General features: G+C 64.1%; 14 protein-coding genes. 6 read left to right on the top strand and 8 right to left on the bottom strand.

Annotated elements, in window-relative coordinates; all coding sequences use genetic code 11:
* Positions 1-14: 14 nt before the first annotated feature.
* Positions 15-494, top strand: coding sequence for a TerB family tellurite resistance protein (locus LB519_RS05030; RefSeq protein ID WP_013528912.1), 480 nt, complete (start codon positions 15-17; stop codon positions 492-494).
* Positions 495-509: 15 nt separating this feature from the next.
* Positions 510-1,223 (top strand): glutamine amidotransferase, encoded by a 714-nt coding sequence (locus tag LB519_RS05025; protein ID WP_013528913.1) that lies wholly within the window; start codon positions 510-512, stop codon positions 1,221-1,223.
* A gap of 100 nt (positions 1,224-1,323) precedes the next feature.
* Here the strand turns inward: LB519_RS05025 and LB519_RS05020 are convergent, their stop codons facing one another.
* From LB519_RS05020 to LB519_RS04985, 8 genes are all read right to left on the bottom strand, one after another.
* Positions 1,324-1,632: an NIPSNAP family protein gene (locus LB519_RS05020; protein WP_063169514.1), complete on the bottom strand. Its 309-nt coding sequence runs from the start codon at positions 1,630-1,632 to the stop codon at positions 1,324-1,326.
* Between the two features lie 51 nt (positions 1,633-1,683).
* Positions 1,684-2,922 carry an MFS transporter gene (locus LB519_RS05015; RefSeq protein ID WP_024503036.1) on the bottom strand — a complete coding sequence of 413 codons (1,239 nt, stop codon included), beginning with the start codon at positions 2,920-2,922 and terminating at the stop codon, positions 1,684-1,686.
* 162 nt (positions 2,923-3,084) lie between these two features.
* The gene (locus LB519_RS05010; RefSeq protein WP_224618922.1) at positions 3,085-4,185 is read right to left on the bottom strand and encodes a pyridoxal phosphate-dependent aminotransferase; all 1,101 of its coding nucleotides are present in this window, start codon (positions 4,183-4,185) and stop codon (positions 3,085-3,087) included.
* Between the two features lie 224 nt (positions 4,186-4,409).
* Positions 4,410-4,871 (bottom strand): MucR family transcriptional regulator, encoded by a 462-nt coding sequence (locus tag LB519_RS05005; RefSeq protein ID WP_013528917.1) that lies wholly within the window; start codon positions 4,869-4,871, stop codon positions 4,410-4,412.
* Positions 4,872-5,087: 216 nt separating this feature from the next.
* Positions 5,088-5,807, bottom strand: coding sequence for an ROK family protein (locus tag LB519_RS05000; RefSeq protein ID WP_224618921.1), 720 nt, complete (start codon positions 5,805-5,807; stop codon positions 5,088-5,090).
* A 13-nt stretch (positions 5,808-5,820) separates the two neighbouring features.
* Complete coding sequence (gene zwf / locus LB519_RS04995; RefSeq protein WP_024504766.1) at positions 5,821-7,197, bottom strand: glucose-6-phosphate dehydrogenase; 1,377 nt, start codon at positions 7,195-7,197, stop codon at positions 5,821-5,823.
* A gap of 22 nt (positions 7,198-7,219) precedes the next feature.
* Positions 7,220-8,233 carry a phosphogluconate dehydrogenase (NAD(+)-dependent, decarboxylating) gene (gnd, locus tag LB519_RS04990; protein ID WP_024504765.1) on the bottom strand — a complete coding sequence of 338 codons (1,014 nt, stop codon included), beginning with the start codon at positions 8,231-8,233 and terminating at the stop codon, positions 7,220-7,222.
* Positions 8,234-8,267: 34 nt separating this feature from the next.
* Positions 8,268-10,700 carry a glucan 1,4-alpha-glucosidase gene (locus tag LB519_RS04985; RefSeq protein WP_024504764.1) on the bottom strand — a complete coding sequence of 811 codons (2,433 nt, stop codon included), beginning with the start codon at positions 10,698-10,700 and terminating at the stop codon, positions 8,268-8,270.
* Positions 10,701-11,025: 325 nt separating this feature from the next.
* Here LB519_RS04985 and LB519_RS04980 point away from each other — a divergent pair, with 325 nt between their 5' ends.
* The 4 genes from LB519_RS04980 (at position 11,026) to LB519_RS04965 (ending at position 15,197) form a co-directional block, all read left to right on the top strand.
* Positions 11,026-12,306, top strand: a complete 1,281-nt coding sequence (locus LB519_RS04980; protein WP_024504763.1) for a sensor histidine kinase — start codon at positions 11,026-11,028, stop codon at positions 12,304-12,306.
* Complete coding sequence (locus LB519_RS04975) at positions 12,306-13,028, top strand: response regulator transcription factor (RefSeq protein ID WP_127218946.1); 723 nt, start codon at positions 12,306-12,308, stop codon at positions 13,026-13,028. The genes LB519_RS04980 and LB519_RS04975 overlap by 1 nt, the downstream gene beginning before the upstream one ends.
* Before the next feature lie 114 nt (positions 13,029-13,142).
* A complete protein-coding gene (locus LB519_RS04970; RefSeq protein ID WP_224618920.1) occupies positions 13,143-14,111 on the top strand; it encodes a YihY/virulence factor BrkB family protein in 969 nt (322 codons plus the stop codon).
* Between the two features lie 195 nt (positions 14,112-14,306).
* Positions 14,307-15,197, top strand: coding sequence for an SMP-30/gluconolactonase/LRE family protein (locus LB519_RS04965; RefSeq protein ID WP_024504760.1), 891 nt, complete (start codon positions 14,307-14,309; stop codon positions 15,195-15,197).
* The last annotated feature ends 60 nt before the right edge of the window (positions 15,198-15,257 follow it).

The raw sequence follows: 15,257 nt of genomic DNA, 5'->3' as shown, positions 1-15,257 counted from the left end.
TGGGGTATGGATCTATGTTTGAACGCGTTCTGTCGTTTCTCAGGGATTTGCCGGCCGGTGCCGGCACGCATGCCAGCACGGACGATCCGCGTGTCGCCGCCTCGGCGCTGCTCTACCATGTGATGAACGCCGATGGCGTGCGCCAGGATGTCGAGTGGGAGCGGTTCAAGGCGGTGCTGGCCGAGAGCTATTCGATCAGTGGCGCGGAGCTCGAAGCGTTGGCCGCTGCCGGCGAGCGGGCCGACAATGAGGCGATCGATCTCTACGCCTTCACCAGCGTCCTGAAGCGCCATCTCGATGCCGATGCGCGCAAGGCTTTCATCGGCCTGATGTGGGAAATCGTCTATGCCGACGGCGAGTTGCACGAGCTCGAGGACAACACCGTCTGGCGCGTCGCCGAGCTGATCGGCGTCGAACGCCACGACCGCGTCGAGGCGCGCCGCAAGGCGGCGGCGCACGCGCCCGGCGCCACCGGAACATCGAGCGACGAATAGGATCTTCGCCTTCCCATGCCACGCCAGACGAGTTCGAAGCCAAAGATCCTGATCGTGCTGCATCAGGAGAGTTCGAGCCCGGGACGTGTCGGCCACATGTTGCTGGAAGAAGGTTTCGATCTCGACATCCGCCGGCCGCCGCTTGGCGACGCCTTGCCCGAAACACTGGACGATCACGCCGGCACGGTGGTGTTCGGCGGCCCGATGAGCGCCAATGACGACGACGAGTTCGTCCGCCGCGAGACCAACTGGCTGGAAATACCGCTGAGGGAGAACCGGCCATGTCTCGGCATCTGTCTCGGCGCGCAGATGCTGGTCAACTGTCTCGGCGGCAAGGTCGAGGGTCATGGTGAAGGGCTGGTCGAGGTTGGCTGGTATCCCCTGAAGGCGACCGAAGCCGGCAAGCAACTGATGCACTGGCCGGAGATGGTCTACCAGTTCCACCGCGAGGGTTTTTCGCTGCCCAGGGACGCGACGCTGCTGGCGACGGCCGAGACCTATCCCAACCAGGCCTTCCGCTACGGCGACAATGCCTGGGGCATCCAGTTCCATGGCGAACTGACCAGGGTGATGATGCAGCGCTGGGTGGTGCGCGGCGCGCATCGCTTCGAATTGCCCGGTGCCCAGCCCGGCCGCGATCATCTCGGCGGCCGGCTGATCTGGGACATGCATCTCAAGCGCTGGCTGGACGAGTTTTTGCGGATGATCTTCGGCAAGCCGAGCAGATAGCTAAACCGTCGTCTGAACGGATTTCAGGCGACCCGCTTTAGGTCTTTGTCTTCATGCATGTCGTTCTCCCAAAACCGGGGCCGCTTTTGGGCGACATGCATTAAGGTTCGAGCACCGGCCGCAGGAAGCTGCGCTCGTAGCTGAGAATGCTGCGATTGCGTTTTTCCATTTCGAACACGTCCTGGCATTCCGGGTCGGCAGCCATCCGTTTGCGATAGTCCTCGTAGTCGGCAAGGCTCGGAAAGCTGAACATGGCATAGGCGATGTTGCTCGCCCCTTCGCTTGGAAGGAAATAGCCGTGATGGTTTCCGCCGAGGCGGTTGACCAGAGCTATCCAGCGACGACCATAATCTTCGAACTCGGCAAGCTTGTAGGGGTCGATGACGTATTTCAGGTAGCAAGTGATCATGAGAGCTCCTGTGGCATGGGCGAGGCATGTCGGCTGTCAACCGTGGGAAGATCAGTTGCGCCCGTTGAGGTGGCGCACCTTGCGCAGTTGCGGGAACAGCACCATCCACAGGCCAGCGACGGCGATGGCGCCGATGCCGCCGATCACCACGGCCGGCACCGTGCCGATCAGCGCGGCCATCGTGCCGGCCCGGAATTCGCCGACCTCGTTGGAGGCGCCGACAAAGACCTGGTTGACGGCGTTGACGCGGCCGCGCACCTCGTCGGGCGTCCACAGCTGGATCAGCGTCTCCCTGATGTAGACGCTGAACATATCGGTGGCGCCAAGGAAGACCAATGCCACGATCGACAGCCAGGTGATGGTCGACAGGCCGAAAACCACGGTGAAGGCGCCGAACGAGGCTGCGGCTGCCAGCATGATCATGCCCGCGTGGTTGCGAAGTGGATGCCCGGCCAGCCAGATGGCGACGCAAATGGCGCCGATGCTGGGCGCCGAGCGCAGCAGGCCGAGGCCCCACGGGCCGAGCTGGAGGATGTCGCGCGCATAGACCGGCAGCAGCGCCGAGGCGCCGGACAGGAGCACGGCGAACAGATCGAGCGAGATGGCGCCGAGCACGATCTTCTCGCTCCAGATATAGCTGAACCCGCCGAGCAGGTGCTGCATCGTCGGCTTGTCCGACTCGGTGCGCTGCGACGGCTTCGGGATGGTGAAGATCAGCAGCCCGGACACAAGCATCAGGACAGCGGCGGTTCCGTAGGCCGCTTCCGGCGACACGCCGTAGAGCAGGCCGCCGGCGACGGGTCCGACGATGGTCGCCGTCTGCCAGGCCGATGAATTCCAGGCGATGGCGTTGGCGAAATCCTGAGGCGGCACCAGATTGGCGAACAATGACGCGGAGGCCGGACCGAAGAAGGCGCGGGCGACGCCGAACATGGCAAGCACGCAGAAGATCGGCAGCGGCCCGCTGATGCCGCGCAGCGCCAGGAACAGCAGCGCCAGCGCGCACATCGCCTCCACCACGACCGCCAGCGCCATGATCAGGCGGCGGCCGAAGCGGTCGGCGACGACACCGGTGACCAGCACCAGAAGCAGCGACGGCAGGAACTGGACGATGCCGACCAGGCCGAGATCGAGCGGGTCGCGGGTCAAATCGTACATCTGCCAGCCGACCGCGACGGACACGATCATGGTGGCGAATGTGGTGAGGAAACGCGCCGCCCAATAACTCAGGAAGGAGCGGTGGCGGAACGCGGCATAGCGCTGGTCCGGTGATATCTGTTCGGCGGTCATGATTTAAGAGGCCCCATTGCAGTGGCGTCAGCTGGCGGGGCACTTCCACGATGGGCGCTGGTCCGGCTGGCGGAACTTTTAGCTCAGTTCGCCGCGGATATGCGTCAAAATCAGTGCTGGATCAAGGAATTTTCAGCCTGCTCCATCGCCGGCACGCGGAAGTTACTGCCGCAGCGCGACGGAGATGGCGTCGAGGCCGCCGCGCAATTCGGCTTCCGTCGGCCAGCCAAAGCCGACGCGGAAGAAGCGTTTTTCCATCTCGAACCAGTGGCCGGGTCCGACATAGGTTCCATGGTTCTCCAGCAGGTTCGCATAGAACCGGTCGAGGTCGAAGCCGGGTTCGACATCGAGGCGCGGGAAGCCGACGACACCGCCTTCGGGCCTGATCCAGTCGATCAGCGGTTCGCGGTCGATCCAGGCCTGGACGATGTCGCGGCGCTTGGCCATTTCGGGCAGCAGTGTCGCCAGGAAGGCGTCCCGGCGCTCGAGCATGGCCCGCGCAATGCCTTCGTCGATGACGCTGCCGCAGATGCCGATCTGCTCCTTTGCGGCGAGGAATTTTTCCTGAAGCACCGCATCCTTGGTGATCAGCCAGCCGATGCGGATGCCGGGAATGCCGAAGGCCTTGGACAATGACGAGACGCTGATCGCCTTCGGGCTGAGCGAGGCAGCCGTCGGCAGCCGCCTGCCGTAGGAGAGGTCGCGATAGGTCTCGTCGACCAGCAGATGGCAGCCGCGAGCCTCGGCAAGCGCCACCAGCGCATCGAGCTCGGCTCGGCTCATCATCGTGCCGGTCGGGTTGTGCGGGCAGGTGACGCTGATCAGCTTCGTGTCCGGCCGAATCGCGGCCTTGACGCGTTCGACATCGATGGCGAAGCCTTCCTCGAATGCCAGGTCGACAAAGCTGATGGCGCAGCCGATCGCCCTTGGGGTTTCGATGTTGGTGGCGTAGTTGGGCCGAATGACGACGAGATGGTCGTTGGCCGACAAAAGCGAGGTCGAGATGATGAACAGTGCGCCGGCGGCACCGGCGGTGACCAGCACATCATCCGGCGAAATGCCCGCATTCTGCGCCGATATCAGTGCACGCAATTGCTTGTCGCCGCGATGCTCGCCATAGAAAAGCGTGAGATCGGGCAGCGACAGGCCGATGTCGGAGAGCTTCTGGTCGGCGATCGAGCTTTCGGAAAGATTGAAGCGGATACGGTCGTAGCCGTATTCTTCCGGCGCCTCTTTCTCGATCACCATCCTGGTGTAGTTCATGGCTTACTCCCCCGAGAGCAGTTCACCGTTTCACGGAAACGGCGACCCGCTCTAACTCCTTGTTTTTACGCAATTCCGGACGGAAAACCGTTTCACACTTTTCCTGGAATTGCTCTAGGAACCCGTCCACCTATCCAAGCCATAAAAATAGGAAGCCTGCCAAGGCGGATTCGCCGGCAGGCTTCTGTTCCAGTCGTCCTAACTGTTGGCTCAGGACTGAATGTTCAGGCCGAGGCCTTGGCCTTCCTGCCCTTGGCGGGCGCCTTGACGGGGGCGGCCTTGCGGCCGAGGCCGATCGACTTCGCCAGCAGCGAACGCGAGGCCGCGTAGTTGGGAGCGACCATCGGATAGTCCGACGGCAAGCCCCATTTGGCGCGATAGGCGTCCGGCGTCAGGCCGAAATGCACACCGATGTGACGCTTCAGCGATTTGAACTTCTTGCCGTCTTCGAGGCAGATGATGAAATCGGGCGTCACCGACTTCTTGGGATTGACCGCCGGGACCAGCGGGGCAGCCACCGGGACCGCAGGCTTGCCGAGCCCGCTTATCGACGCGCTGACGCTGGCGATGAGGTCGGCCAGGCCGGAGGCAGGCAAGCGGTTCTTCTCGACGTAAGCGGACACGATGTGGGCGGTCAGCTCGAGCAGATCGATGTCTTTACGGGCACTGTTGCTATCGTCGGTCACTCTATTTCTCCGTCTACAGCGAATGACCTGAAAATCGGATTCGACTTCCGGAAAGGATCATGCGCGAAATCAAAATGCTATGGCGTCCTTCGTGCGTCCACGGGACGAATTGGCGTTGTTGTAGCGCGGAATTCCTAGTCGGCAAATCTGCGTATTGCAACGACTTGATGGCAGGTCACACGTTATTTTGAACAACTATATTAAACAATAACAGTATCAGACTATCAGCGCCTTGTCGCGCCACAAACGAAACCCGCCTTCGAAGGCGCGTGTGTTGTCGCCGCGCCTGGAGTCGGCGGGCAATTCATCGAGCTTGTCGACGTTGCCGCCACCAATGACGACATAGTCAGGCTGCATGGCGGCACGGAGCCGGTCGACGACGTCGAAGACGTATTTGCGCCATTTCTTCTTGCCGCGCTTTTCCAGGCCGCGTTCGCCGACATAATCCTCGAAGCTCTTGCCCTTCTTGTAGGGCAGATGCGCGAGTTCCATCGGTTGGGCGACGTTGTCGGCAATCATCGCCGCACCGAGCCCGGTGCCGAGCCCGAGGAACAGCATGCGCCCGCCCTCGTAGCTGCCGATGGCCTGCATCAGCGCGTCATTGACCACTTTCACCGGTTTGCCGAACGCGCCCGCAAAGTCGAATCCAGCCCAGCCCTTGCCGAGATTGGCGGGGTCGGCGAGCGGCCTGTTGTGGTTGACCGGGCCGGGATAGCCCATCGAGACGACGTCGTAGGACAGGCCTTCGGCGAGCTCCTTCACGGTATCGATCATCTGTTGCGGCGTCAGCCCCGGCCCCGAATCGGCGCGGCGCGCCGCCCCCCCGGCGCTGGTGAGGATCTTGACGTGCGAGCCGCCGATGTCGATCGTGAGCACGATCTTTTCAGTATCTGGCGTCCCGGTGCCCGATGCTGGTTGCTTCACTGCCTTGGCCATCGCGTGGTTCCTCTCACTTCACCGGATCGATCCAGCCATTGGGTGGCCCGAACCCGGCCATGACGTCCGCCGGTCCCCATGTCAGCGGCTCGTAGAGGTGCGGCGGCGTGGTGTCGCCAAGCACCGGGCCGACGATGCGCCAGGCCAGTTCGCTGGCGTCCTGGCGGGTGAACAGCTGGCCGTTGCCGTTCATGGCGTCGCCTATCAAGCGTTCATAGGGCGGCATGTCGCCCTTCGAGTCGTCGAGCGCCGTCAGTTCGACTTGCTCGCCGATCATGTCGTCGCCCGGCGCCTTGCGCTGTGCTCCGATGGCGATCACCACCTGTGGGTCGATGCGGAAGCGGACGTAGTTCTGGTCGGCGGGCTTGATCGGATCGAAGACATCGAGCGGCGGCCGCTTCAGCCGCACCACCACTTCGGTGACATGCACCGGCATGTTCTTGCCGGCGCGGATGAAAAACGGCACGTCCTGCCAGCGCCAGGTGTCGACGAAGAAACGCACCGCCGCGAAGGTCTCGACGGGCGAGTTCGGCGCCACGCCGGGTTCAGTGAGATAGCCGGTGAACTGGCCGCGCACGACATCGTCTTTGGTCAGCGTCCTGATCGCGCGCAGCACCTGCACCTTTTCGTCGATCAGATCGTCGGCAGAGCGGCCGACAGGCGGCTCCATGGCAAGCAGCAACAGGATGTTGAGCAGATGGTTCTCGATGACGTCCCTGATGCAGCCGACATCGTCATAGAAGCGGCCACGTCCCTCGACGCCGAAATCCTCGGCCATGGTGATCTGCACGCTCTCGACGTAGTTGCGGTTCCAGATCGGCTCGAGGAAGGAATTGGCGAAGCGGAAATAGAGCAGGTTCTGGATCGCTTCCTTGCCCAGGTAGTGGTCGATGCGGAAGATCGACTGCTCGTCGAACACCAGATGCAGGACCCGGTTCAGCCAGCGCGCCGATTGCAGATCGTGACCGAAGGGCTTTTCCACCATCAGCCGCGCGCCATGCGCGGTGCCCGACTGCTCCAGCCCCTGGACGACGGTCTCGAACATGGTCGGCGGCACCGCCATGTAGTGCAGCGGCCGCTGTGCGGTGCCGAGCGCGCTCTTCAGCTTCTCGAACGTCGCTCCGTCGCGGTAGTCGCCGCTGACGTAGCGCAGCAGCGAGGCGAATTTGGCGAACGCTTTTTCGTCGATCTTGCCGAGCGCATTGACGATGCCGTCACGTGCGCGCGCCTGCAATTGCTTGAGGTCCCAGGCATCGAAGGCGACGCCGATCACCGGTTCGGTAAGCGTGCCCTTGGCGACCATCTGGTAAAGGGCTGGAAATATCTTCTTGTGGGCGAGGTCGCCGGTTGCCCCGAAGAGCACCAGCGTGTCGGACCGTTCCTGGCTCATGCGCGTGTCTCCCCCGCTGTCCTCACTTGCCGGCCTTCGGCTTCTCGACATGGCCGCCAAAGGCATAGCGCATGGCGGAGAGCAGCTTGTCGGCGAATTCGGATTCGCCCTGCGAGGAGAAGCGGTCGAACAGCGCCGAGGACAGCACCGGAGCCGGTACGCCGGTGTCGATGGCCGCCTTCAGCGTCCAGCGTCCTTCGCCGGAATCCGAGACGCGGCCGCCGAAATTCACCAGGCTCGGATCGCTTTTCAAGGCGCCGGCCGTCAGGTCGAGCAGCCAGGAGCCGATAACGCTGCCATGCCGCCAGACCTCGGCCACCTGGGGAAGGTCGATGTCGAACTGGTAGTATTGCGGGTTTTCCAGCGGGCTGGTCTCGGCGTCCGCCGTCCGTTGCCGCTTGCCTGCATTGGCCGATTTCAGGATGTTCATGCCTTCGGCATAGGCGGCCATGACGCCATATTCGATGCCGTTGTGCACCATCTTGACGAAGTGGCCGGCGCCGCTCGGTCCGCAATGCAGATAGCCGAAGGGCGCGGTCCCGGCATCCCTGGACGGATTGGAGCCGGCATCGGCGCCCGGCGCCAGCGTGGCGAAGATCGAATCGAGGTGCTGCACCGCCACGTCGGGACCGCCGATCATCAGGCAGTAGCCACGCTCCAGGCCCCAGACGCCGCCGCTGGTGCCGACATCGACAAGATGGATGCCCTTGCCGGCCAGTTTCGCGGCCTGGTCGACGGCGTCGTGATAATAGGAATTGCCGCCGTCGATGACGATGTCGCCGGGCTCCATCAGGGCCGCCACCTGGTCGATGATCCTGCCGGTGATCGCCGCCGGCAGCATCAGCCACACACAGCGCGGCTTGGCCAGCTTGCCGATGAATTCTTCCATCGAGGCCGCCCCTGACGCGCCGTCGGTCACCAGGGCCGCGACGCTGGCCGGGTTGATGTCGTAGACGACGCATTCGTGGCCGTCGCGCATCAGGCGCCGGACCATGTTGGCGCCCATCCGGCCCAGTCCCATCATTCCGATCTGCATGGTTTCGTCCCTGTTTTCTAGGAGATTTGCGGGGTTATCGAGGGAAGGTCTGCTGGCTGTCCTGGTCGCCTGAGATGACGGAGAAGTCGACATTCTCCCAATCGCCGGCCCCGGGCCAGAAAAAAGTGAAGGTCAGCGTGCTTCCCTTGGGAAGGCCAGAGACGGCCAGATCGGCAAGATGGATGCCGAAATCGTTCTCCACCGTCTGGCTATCGTGGGCGGTCGCCCAGTTGTCGGTGCTCCAATGGACTGTAGCCGGAGCCAACAGTTCGACGCGCAGTGTCTTGCCGGCCGGGACCGTGCGGATCTTGTTGTTGAACCGCCATGTCCGGAACGGCGACACTGTCTTGGCCTCGATATACCGCTTGACGCCTTGCGGCGGCATGTCGAAGACCGCGCCGTCGCGCAGCGAGCGCAACAGCTTGATATGCTCCGAATGCGCCCAGACCAGCGGCATGGCGCTGCCCGAGGGGCGGCCGTGCAGCAGTTCGCGCTCCGGCATATCGGCGCCGTCCCAGACCTGCTCCGGCAACAGGCCGCCCGGTCCGGCCGAGCCTTCCAGCGCTGCCAGCAGGCTGGCTGCCTTTTCCCTACGCCCGGCCGCCAGCTCATAGTGGGCGCGTTCGCCGGCCAGCAGCGGCCAGGGGCGACCCTGGCCGGTGCCGTCGAAAGGTGCGCCATCTTCATGCTCGCCATAGCCGTCGCCGTTGTAGCGATACCAGAGCGGCCCTTGCGGCAGATCGCAGCGCAATTGCGCGTCGATGACCTTGACCGTGTCTGTCATGCGCGGGTCGTCGGCCGCCCGCAGGCCGAAGCGGACAAGTGCAAGCGCATCCGGACTGACGATTTGCTCGGCCGGCCGGTTGGTGTCGCCGGGTGGCCGGTTCTTGATCGGGACATAGCCGTCCTTCGGCGAACCGGCCTCGGCGCTGTCGGGTGGTGCTATGCGGACATAGTAGCCTTCGACGCCGACTTGACCGCAGATCGCCGTGCCGGTGACGTAGGTCCAGCGCTCGACCTGGTCGTTCCAGACGTCTGATGTCTCGCGCAGATAGGTCGCCGCGTCCGGCTTGCCACAGGCGTCGAGCAGGTCGGCTGCGGCAAGCAGTGCGGCGATTTCGACGGCGAGCGTGAACGGGCTGTAGCCGGCATCCTCTTCCCAGCGGTCCTCGCCGGTGACCGGCCCGTTGCGCACGACGAAGCCGGCGGCGCGCTCGATCATCGGCAGAAAGACTGCGAGCCTGGCGTGCGGCAAATGGCCGGCGCGGTGCAAAGCTTCGGCCAGCAGCAGCGGAAAGGCGCATTCGTCCATCTGGATGCCGGGCCAATAGGCCGATCCGTCGAGCCAGGCGTTCTGCGGCCAGTGGCCATCCGGCTGCTGGATGGAGCCGAGATAGTCGAGGATTTGCAACGCCGAGGCGGCGTCGCCGGCAGCAAGAAAGCCGCCGGCCGTCTCGACCAGATCGCGCGGCCAGACCAGATGGTAGCCGCCGAGGTCGTCGTCGCCCTTGTCGAAGCCCCACGGGATCGACAGGCTGGCGACCGCGGCGCCCGGTGTGGCGATCGACCGGTGCGTCGCCAGTACCGCCGTCGAGACGCGATAGAAGTTGGTCCCGGGCACCGCGTGCCGGTCGAGCGGCAGCAAGCCCTTTTGCCAGTTGCGCCAGTTCTGGAGGTAAGAGTTCGCCGCGGGTTCAAAACCCTGCTTCAGGCTGGCGAAAGCATGTTCCGCAGCCTCCTCGGGCGTCGCGCCAAATCCCAGCGCCAGCAAAGCCTTGGTCCTGGCCGCGGAAAAGCCGATCTCGCCGGTCAGCGCGACATTGCCGTCCTCGGCCCGCTGGTATGCAGCATCGAGCTCGCCTGTGTTGTGCAGTTGCTGCCAACCGTCGGAAAAACCGACATAGCCGGCCGAGCCGGTCCGCCAGGGCAGCGACGAGGCCAGCGCCAGGCAGGAGCCGCGCCCCGAGGCGAACAGCACGGGCTTTCCCTCGTGCTCGCCGACCCAGGCGGTGTTGCCCATGCCGGCATTGACCAGATGCGGCGCCAGAAGCGCGTAGACGCGATAATCGTCAGCGGCGCCCCTCAGCGCCGTGAAGGTGATTTCCTGCAGCAGCGCCGGGCGCGCCGGATCGGCGAGGATGCGCTTTTCGATCCGCCAGGCGCCGTCGTTCGCCGTGTTGACCAGCCGGTAGGCGGGTACGCCGTCCTCGAACGGTTCGATGCTGTGCGTGGCATCGCGCTTCTCTTCCGAGAAATAGCCGGCGGCGCCGGTGACGATCAGGCCGAGGTCGCGGGTGCAGGCACTGTCGACGCGCGAATAGTAGATTTCGTTGAGGATGCCGTGGCTGATCGTGAACCAGATCCGGCCGGCCGGCGAAAGCGACGTTCCGACGCCGCTCTTGGCGCTTGACGTCCAGCGCGCCGGAATTCCCGGGGCGCCCGGAGCAACGTTTGGCGTCACTGGCATTCTGTTTCGGTCTCCTGGCCTCCTCCCTAGACCATGACGCGAACCCTTTACAATCATTGCACCGCAAGTTGATCGGCGGGCCGACGGCAGGGCAACGAACTAGGGCCAACGGGTTTCTTCGGAGCTTTCGCCTGCGCTGACGGAGCAGCAAACGAAAAACCCGCCAGTGCGGCGGGTCACCGGCGCAAATCAGCACCATGGACGAAAATGTACCATAGCTGAGGTCACCGGGTCAAGAAAAAATTCCTATGTCCAAAGGCGCCGTCGTTGACAGCGGCGGCGGCATGCGTCCACTATTTCCCGGCACGGGAGGATCGTGAAAGCAATGGCGGAAGTGTCCCTGGTCCTGATCGACCGGCTGCTGGCGATATCGCGGGCGCTTGCCGGCCATATCGATCCCGGCACGGCGTTCCGCGCGACAGCCATCGAGATCGGCTCGCTCATCCCGCACGACCACATGGATCTGGCGGTGCTGTCGCATGATGGGCGCCGGCACGCCTGTTACGAAGCCGGCTTCCACACCAGCTGGAGCGAGCTTGCCCAGCATCCGCTGCCGACCGAAGTCAGCCCGATCCGCTCGGTGCTGTGGGGCGAAGTCCCCTATCTGCTCGCCGACGACGCGCTGAGCGACGAGCGGTTCCATTTCGCCACCGCTATCGATGGTCCGATCTTCGCCGCCAGGCTGCGCAGCCGCATCGTCGTGCCGCTCAGGGCGCGCGGCGGCATCATCGGCGCGCTCAACATCAGCCGGCACGAGGTCGAATGCTACACGCTTGCCGACGTCGCGGTCGCGCAGCAATGCGCCGACCTGATCGCGCCCTACATCTTCGCGCTGATCCAGACCGAGGAGGCGCGCCGCGCCATGCTGGCCGAGAGCGAGGCGCGAAACCGCGTCGAGCTGCTGCGCGTCGGCGCCTCGCAATTGACCGAAGGCATGGAGCGCGAACGCCGGCGCATGGCCATGGACCTGCACGACCAGACGCTTGCCGATCTCGCCCGGATCGCGCGCCAGCTCTCGGCACTTCGCGGCCAGGGCGTGGCGCGGGCAGCACAGCTTGCCGATCTCGAGAAGGAGGTCGCCGGCTGCCTGACGGAACTGCGCCACATCGTCGACGACATGCGGCCGAGCGTGCTTGAACTGTTCGGCCTGCGCGATGCGGTCGAGGCGCATCTCAACCGCAGCGTCGCCAGGGCCAAGCCGCCGATCGCCGTACGCATCGCCGACACCAGCGACGGCGGCGCCGACACCCTGTCGGAGCCAGTGCGGACCGCGCTCTACCGGATCGTGCAGGAAGCGATCAACAATGCCGTTCGCCATGCCGCGCCGCACCGCATCGACGTGCTGCTGGCGTCGACCGCGAGCGTGCTGCGGGTGATCGTCACGGATGACGGCCAGGGCTGCGGCGCCGTTGACCCGGCCGCGTATGGCGGCATCGGCCATATGCACACGCGGGCAGCCCTTATCGGGGCGCGGCTGCGCATCGGCCAGGCCGGCCGCAAGAACGGCGGCACCCGTGTCGTCGTCGAGATCGACCGCCAGCCATCACGGGAACTGGCGGCGGCTGCAACAATGCCTGGCGAACTCGCCGTATCGGAGGCCATGTGATGCTTGTGATGATCGCCGAGAATGACGGGCTGCACCGTAGCTTCGCGCGGCGAACGGTGGAGCAATTGTGGCCCGGTGACGTCGAGGTGATCGAAGCGAGCGACGGCGAGGACGCCATCAACCTGGCGACTGAGCGCGAGCCACTGCATGTCGTGCTCGATTTGCAGATGCCGAAGGCGACGGGAATCGAAGTTGCCAGGGCGATCTGGAACCGCCGCGCCGGCACGCACATCCTGTTCTGGTCGAATTTCGCCGACGAAGCCTATGTGCGCGGCGTGGCGCGCATCGTCCCTCCCGGCTCTGTCTACGGCTATGTGCTGAAATCGGCGACGGAGGAAGGCATGCGGTCCGCCCTGCGCGGGGTTTTCCGCGAAGGCCACTGCATCATCGACCGCGAGATCCGCGGCATCCAGCATCGCGTTCAGGACAAGTTCGAGGGCATCACCGACGGCGAATATGAAAGCCTGATCGACATCGCGCTCGGCCTGACCGACCGGGCGATCGCGGCACGGCGCGGCCTGTCGATCCGTGGTGCGCAGAGCCGCATCAAGCACTGCTACGACAAGCTCGGCATCGTGCCGGCGGAGGACGGCGCCGGCGATGCTTCCGTGTTCAACTCGCGGACGCGGGCGATCTATCTCGCCATGGCGCGTGGCCTGATCAACATCGACGCGCTGCGCCGCGAACAGGACCGGCTCGATGCCTGGCTGGCGGAGCACTGAAACAGCGGCGGCCACAAGCCGGAACATCGGAAGGTCCGGTGCATTGCTAGTGAACGCCAACTCAACGCCTGCGGTACCGAAGTGCGACCCTCATTTGCAGATTCATGGCACCTGGTGCGTGAAAGCGTCGTCGGTTTCATCGACGACAATGCGCTCAGCCATGGTGCGGCGATGGCCTTTTATGCCGCCACCTCGCTGGCGCCGATCTTGCTGATCGTGGTTGCGATTGCTGGTCTCGTCTTCGGCCACGATGCCGCACAATTGGCCTTGTCCGCGCAGATATCAGGGCTGATGGGACCGGAAAGCGCCGATCTCCTCAAGACTGCGCTGGAAAGTGCATCCGGCAGGCTGTACGGCACCTGGGCCGCGATCATAGGGCTGGTCACCTTGCTGGTGGCCGCGTCTGGCGTCTTCGGCGAAATGCAGCAGTCGTTGAACACAATCTGGAAGATCGAACCGCAAGGCAATTCCCTGTCGCGTCTGGTGAGGGCACGGGCCGCCAGTCTGGGGTTGGTGGCCGCACTCGGGTTCCTGTTGCTGGTCTCTCTCATCGCAAGCGCCGCGATTTCGGCACTGGGCGCTTTCATCAACGCCCATCTGCCGTTCGGAACGATCATACTCAGCGGGATCAACGGCGTCGTTTCGTTTGCGCTTATCGCCGTGATGTTTGCCGCCATTTACAAGGTTTTGCCCGATCGAACCCTGGAATGGCGCGATGTGGCAATTGGCGCTGTCGGGACCGCGGCCCTGTTCACATTGGGAAAATCGCTTATCGGCTGGTATATCGGCACCAGCGCGATTGCGTCGTCGTATGGCGCCGCCGGCGGACTGCTCGTGATATTGCTCTGGGTTTACTACTCGTCGGAGATTTTCCTCCTCGGTGCCGAGTTCACGCGCGCCTATTCCGTTCGCCACGGCAGCCGGTCCGATCTGAAGAGGTTGGTTCACAGCCCTCTGCCCGCGCAGCACGACTCATTTCGCGCAGGGCAAAAATCCAACTCTGCCGGCGTTGTCGTGCTCGTGGCGGTGGCTTGCGCGAGCGCAACCTTGACCGCGCTTTTGCGAAGTGTTCGCCGGCCCTGATCTGACGTCGCCGGTATTCTACGCTCGATAGGCACGGGCGACTGTGCAAATGCACAGTCGCCCGTGCGCTTTGACCCGTATCGGCTCGTCGGGACCGCGCCTACGCTCTGCCCCAACAAGAAGACTGTATCGGGAAGCGCTCATGCCATTCGTCACCATGCGGAGTAGCACGGCTGTTCGCGCCGGGAGCCGATGATGTCGGTGCCGGCGCGTGCGCGTCATTCCGGTTTCGACGACGTCGTCGGCGATGCGACCATTGAGATGGTGGCGAGCGGCTTCGGCTTCCTCGAAGGGCCGGTCTGGCATCCCTATGAGAAATGGCTGGTCTTCTCCGACATTCCGGAAAGCCGGATGTATCGCCGCAGTGCCGAGGGCGAGATCGAGCTGTTCCGCGAGCCGAGCCACAAGGCCAATGGCAACACGCTGGACCGCCAGGGGCGGCTGGTCACCTGCGAGCACGCAACGAGCCGCGTGACCCGCGCCGAGCCCAACGGCAGCGCAACAGTGCTTGCCACGCACCATCAGGGCAAGCAGCTCAACAGCCCGAACGATATCGTCGTTGCCACCGGCGGATCGATCTACTTCACCGATCCGGGCTATGGCCGGAGGGAGTTCTATGGCGTGCCACGCCCGCAGGAGCTGCCGTTCCAGGGCGTCTACCGCATCGATGGCGACGGCGCCCGGCTGACATTGCTGGCCGACGATTTCGGGCAGCCGAACGGGCTGTGCTTTTCGCTGGACGAGTCGCGGCTGTTCATCAACGACACCGAACGCGGGCACATCAGGGTGTTCGGCGTCGAAGCCAATGGCGACCTCAATGGCGGCGCGGTGTGGGCAGTAACCGAGGGCGAGGGGCCGGGAGCGCCCGACGGCATGAAGATCGACAGCCGCGGCAATCTTTACTGCACCGGACCCGGCGGCATCCACATTTTCGACGCGTCGGGCACCATTCTTGGCGTCATCCGGACGCCTGAAGATTGCGCGAATTTCACCTTCGGCGACGACGATTTGCAAAGCCTCTACATTGCCGCGTCGACGTCGCTGTACCGGCTCAGGGTGCGCGTGCCGGGATTGAGACTGTTTTGAGCTCGCGACAATCCGTGCTCAAATCAGAGTTGGGAGTGAGGCCGGGGTCAAAGCCGGTGG

The sequence above is a fragment of the Mesorhizobium sp. AD1-1 genome (genome assembly GCF_020164655.1).
Lineage (GTDB): Bacteria > Pseudomonadota > Alphaproteobacteria > Rhizobiales > Rhizobiaceae > Mesorhizobium > Mesorhizobium ciceri.
Note: the sequence above shows the minus strand (reverse complement) of the source record. Positions and strands in the feature narration are given on the sequence as shown.

Bases quoted from the DNA above. Each gene is read 5' to 3' on its own strand.
- zwf (WP_024504766.1), bottom strand. From the start codon at position 7,197: ATGAGCCAGGAACGGTCCGACACGCTGGTGCTCTTCGGGGCAACCGGC.
- LB519_RS04975 (WP_127218946.1), top strand. From the start codon at position 12,306: ATGCTTGTGATGATCGCCGAGAATGACGGGCTGCACCGTAGCTTCGCG.
- LB519_RS04985 (WP_024504764.1), bottom strand. From the start codon at position 10,700: ATGCCAGTGACGCCAAACGTTGCTCCGGGCGCCCCGGGAATTCCGGCG.
- LB519_RS05015 (WP_024503036.1), bottom strand. From the start codon at position 2,922: ATGACCGCCGAACAGATATCACCGGACCAGCGCTATGCCGCGTTCCGC.
- LB519_RS04965 (WP_024504760.1), top strand. From the start codon at position 14,307: ATGTCGGTGCCGGCGCGTGCGCGTCATTCCGGTTTCGACGACGTCGTC.
- LB519_RS04980 (WP_024504763.1), top strand. From the start codon at position 11,026: ATGGCGGAAGTGTCCCTGGTCCTGATCGACCGGCTGCTGGCGATATCG.
- LB519_RS05025 (WP_013528913.1), top strand. From the start codon at position 510: ATGCCACGCCAGACGAGTTCGAAGCCAAAGATCCTGATCGTGCTGCAT.
- LB519_RS05000 (WP_224618921.1), bottom strand. From the start codon at position 5,807: ATGGCCAAGGCAGTGAAGCAACCAGCATCGGGCACCGGGACGCCAGAT.
- gnd (WP_024504765.1), bottom strand. From the start codon at position 8,233: ATGCAGATCGGAATGATGGGACTGGGCCGGATGGGCGCCAACATGGTC.
- LB519_RS05010 (WP_224618922.1), bottom strand. From the start codon at position 4,185: ATGAACTACACCAGGATGGTGATCGAGAAAGAGGCGCCGGAAGAATAC.
- LB519_RS05020 (WP_063169514.1), bottom strand. From the start codon at position 1,632: ATGATCACTTGCTACCTGAAATACGTCATCGACCCCTACAAGCTTGCC.
- LB519_RS05030 (WP_013528912.1), top strand. From the start codon at position 15: ATGTTTGAACGCGTTCTGTCGTTTCTCAGGGATTTGCCGGCCGGTGCC.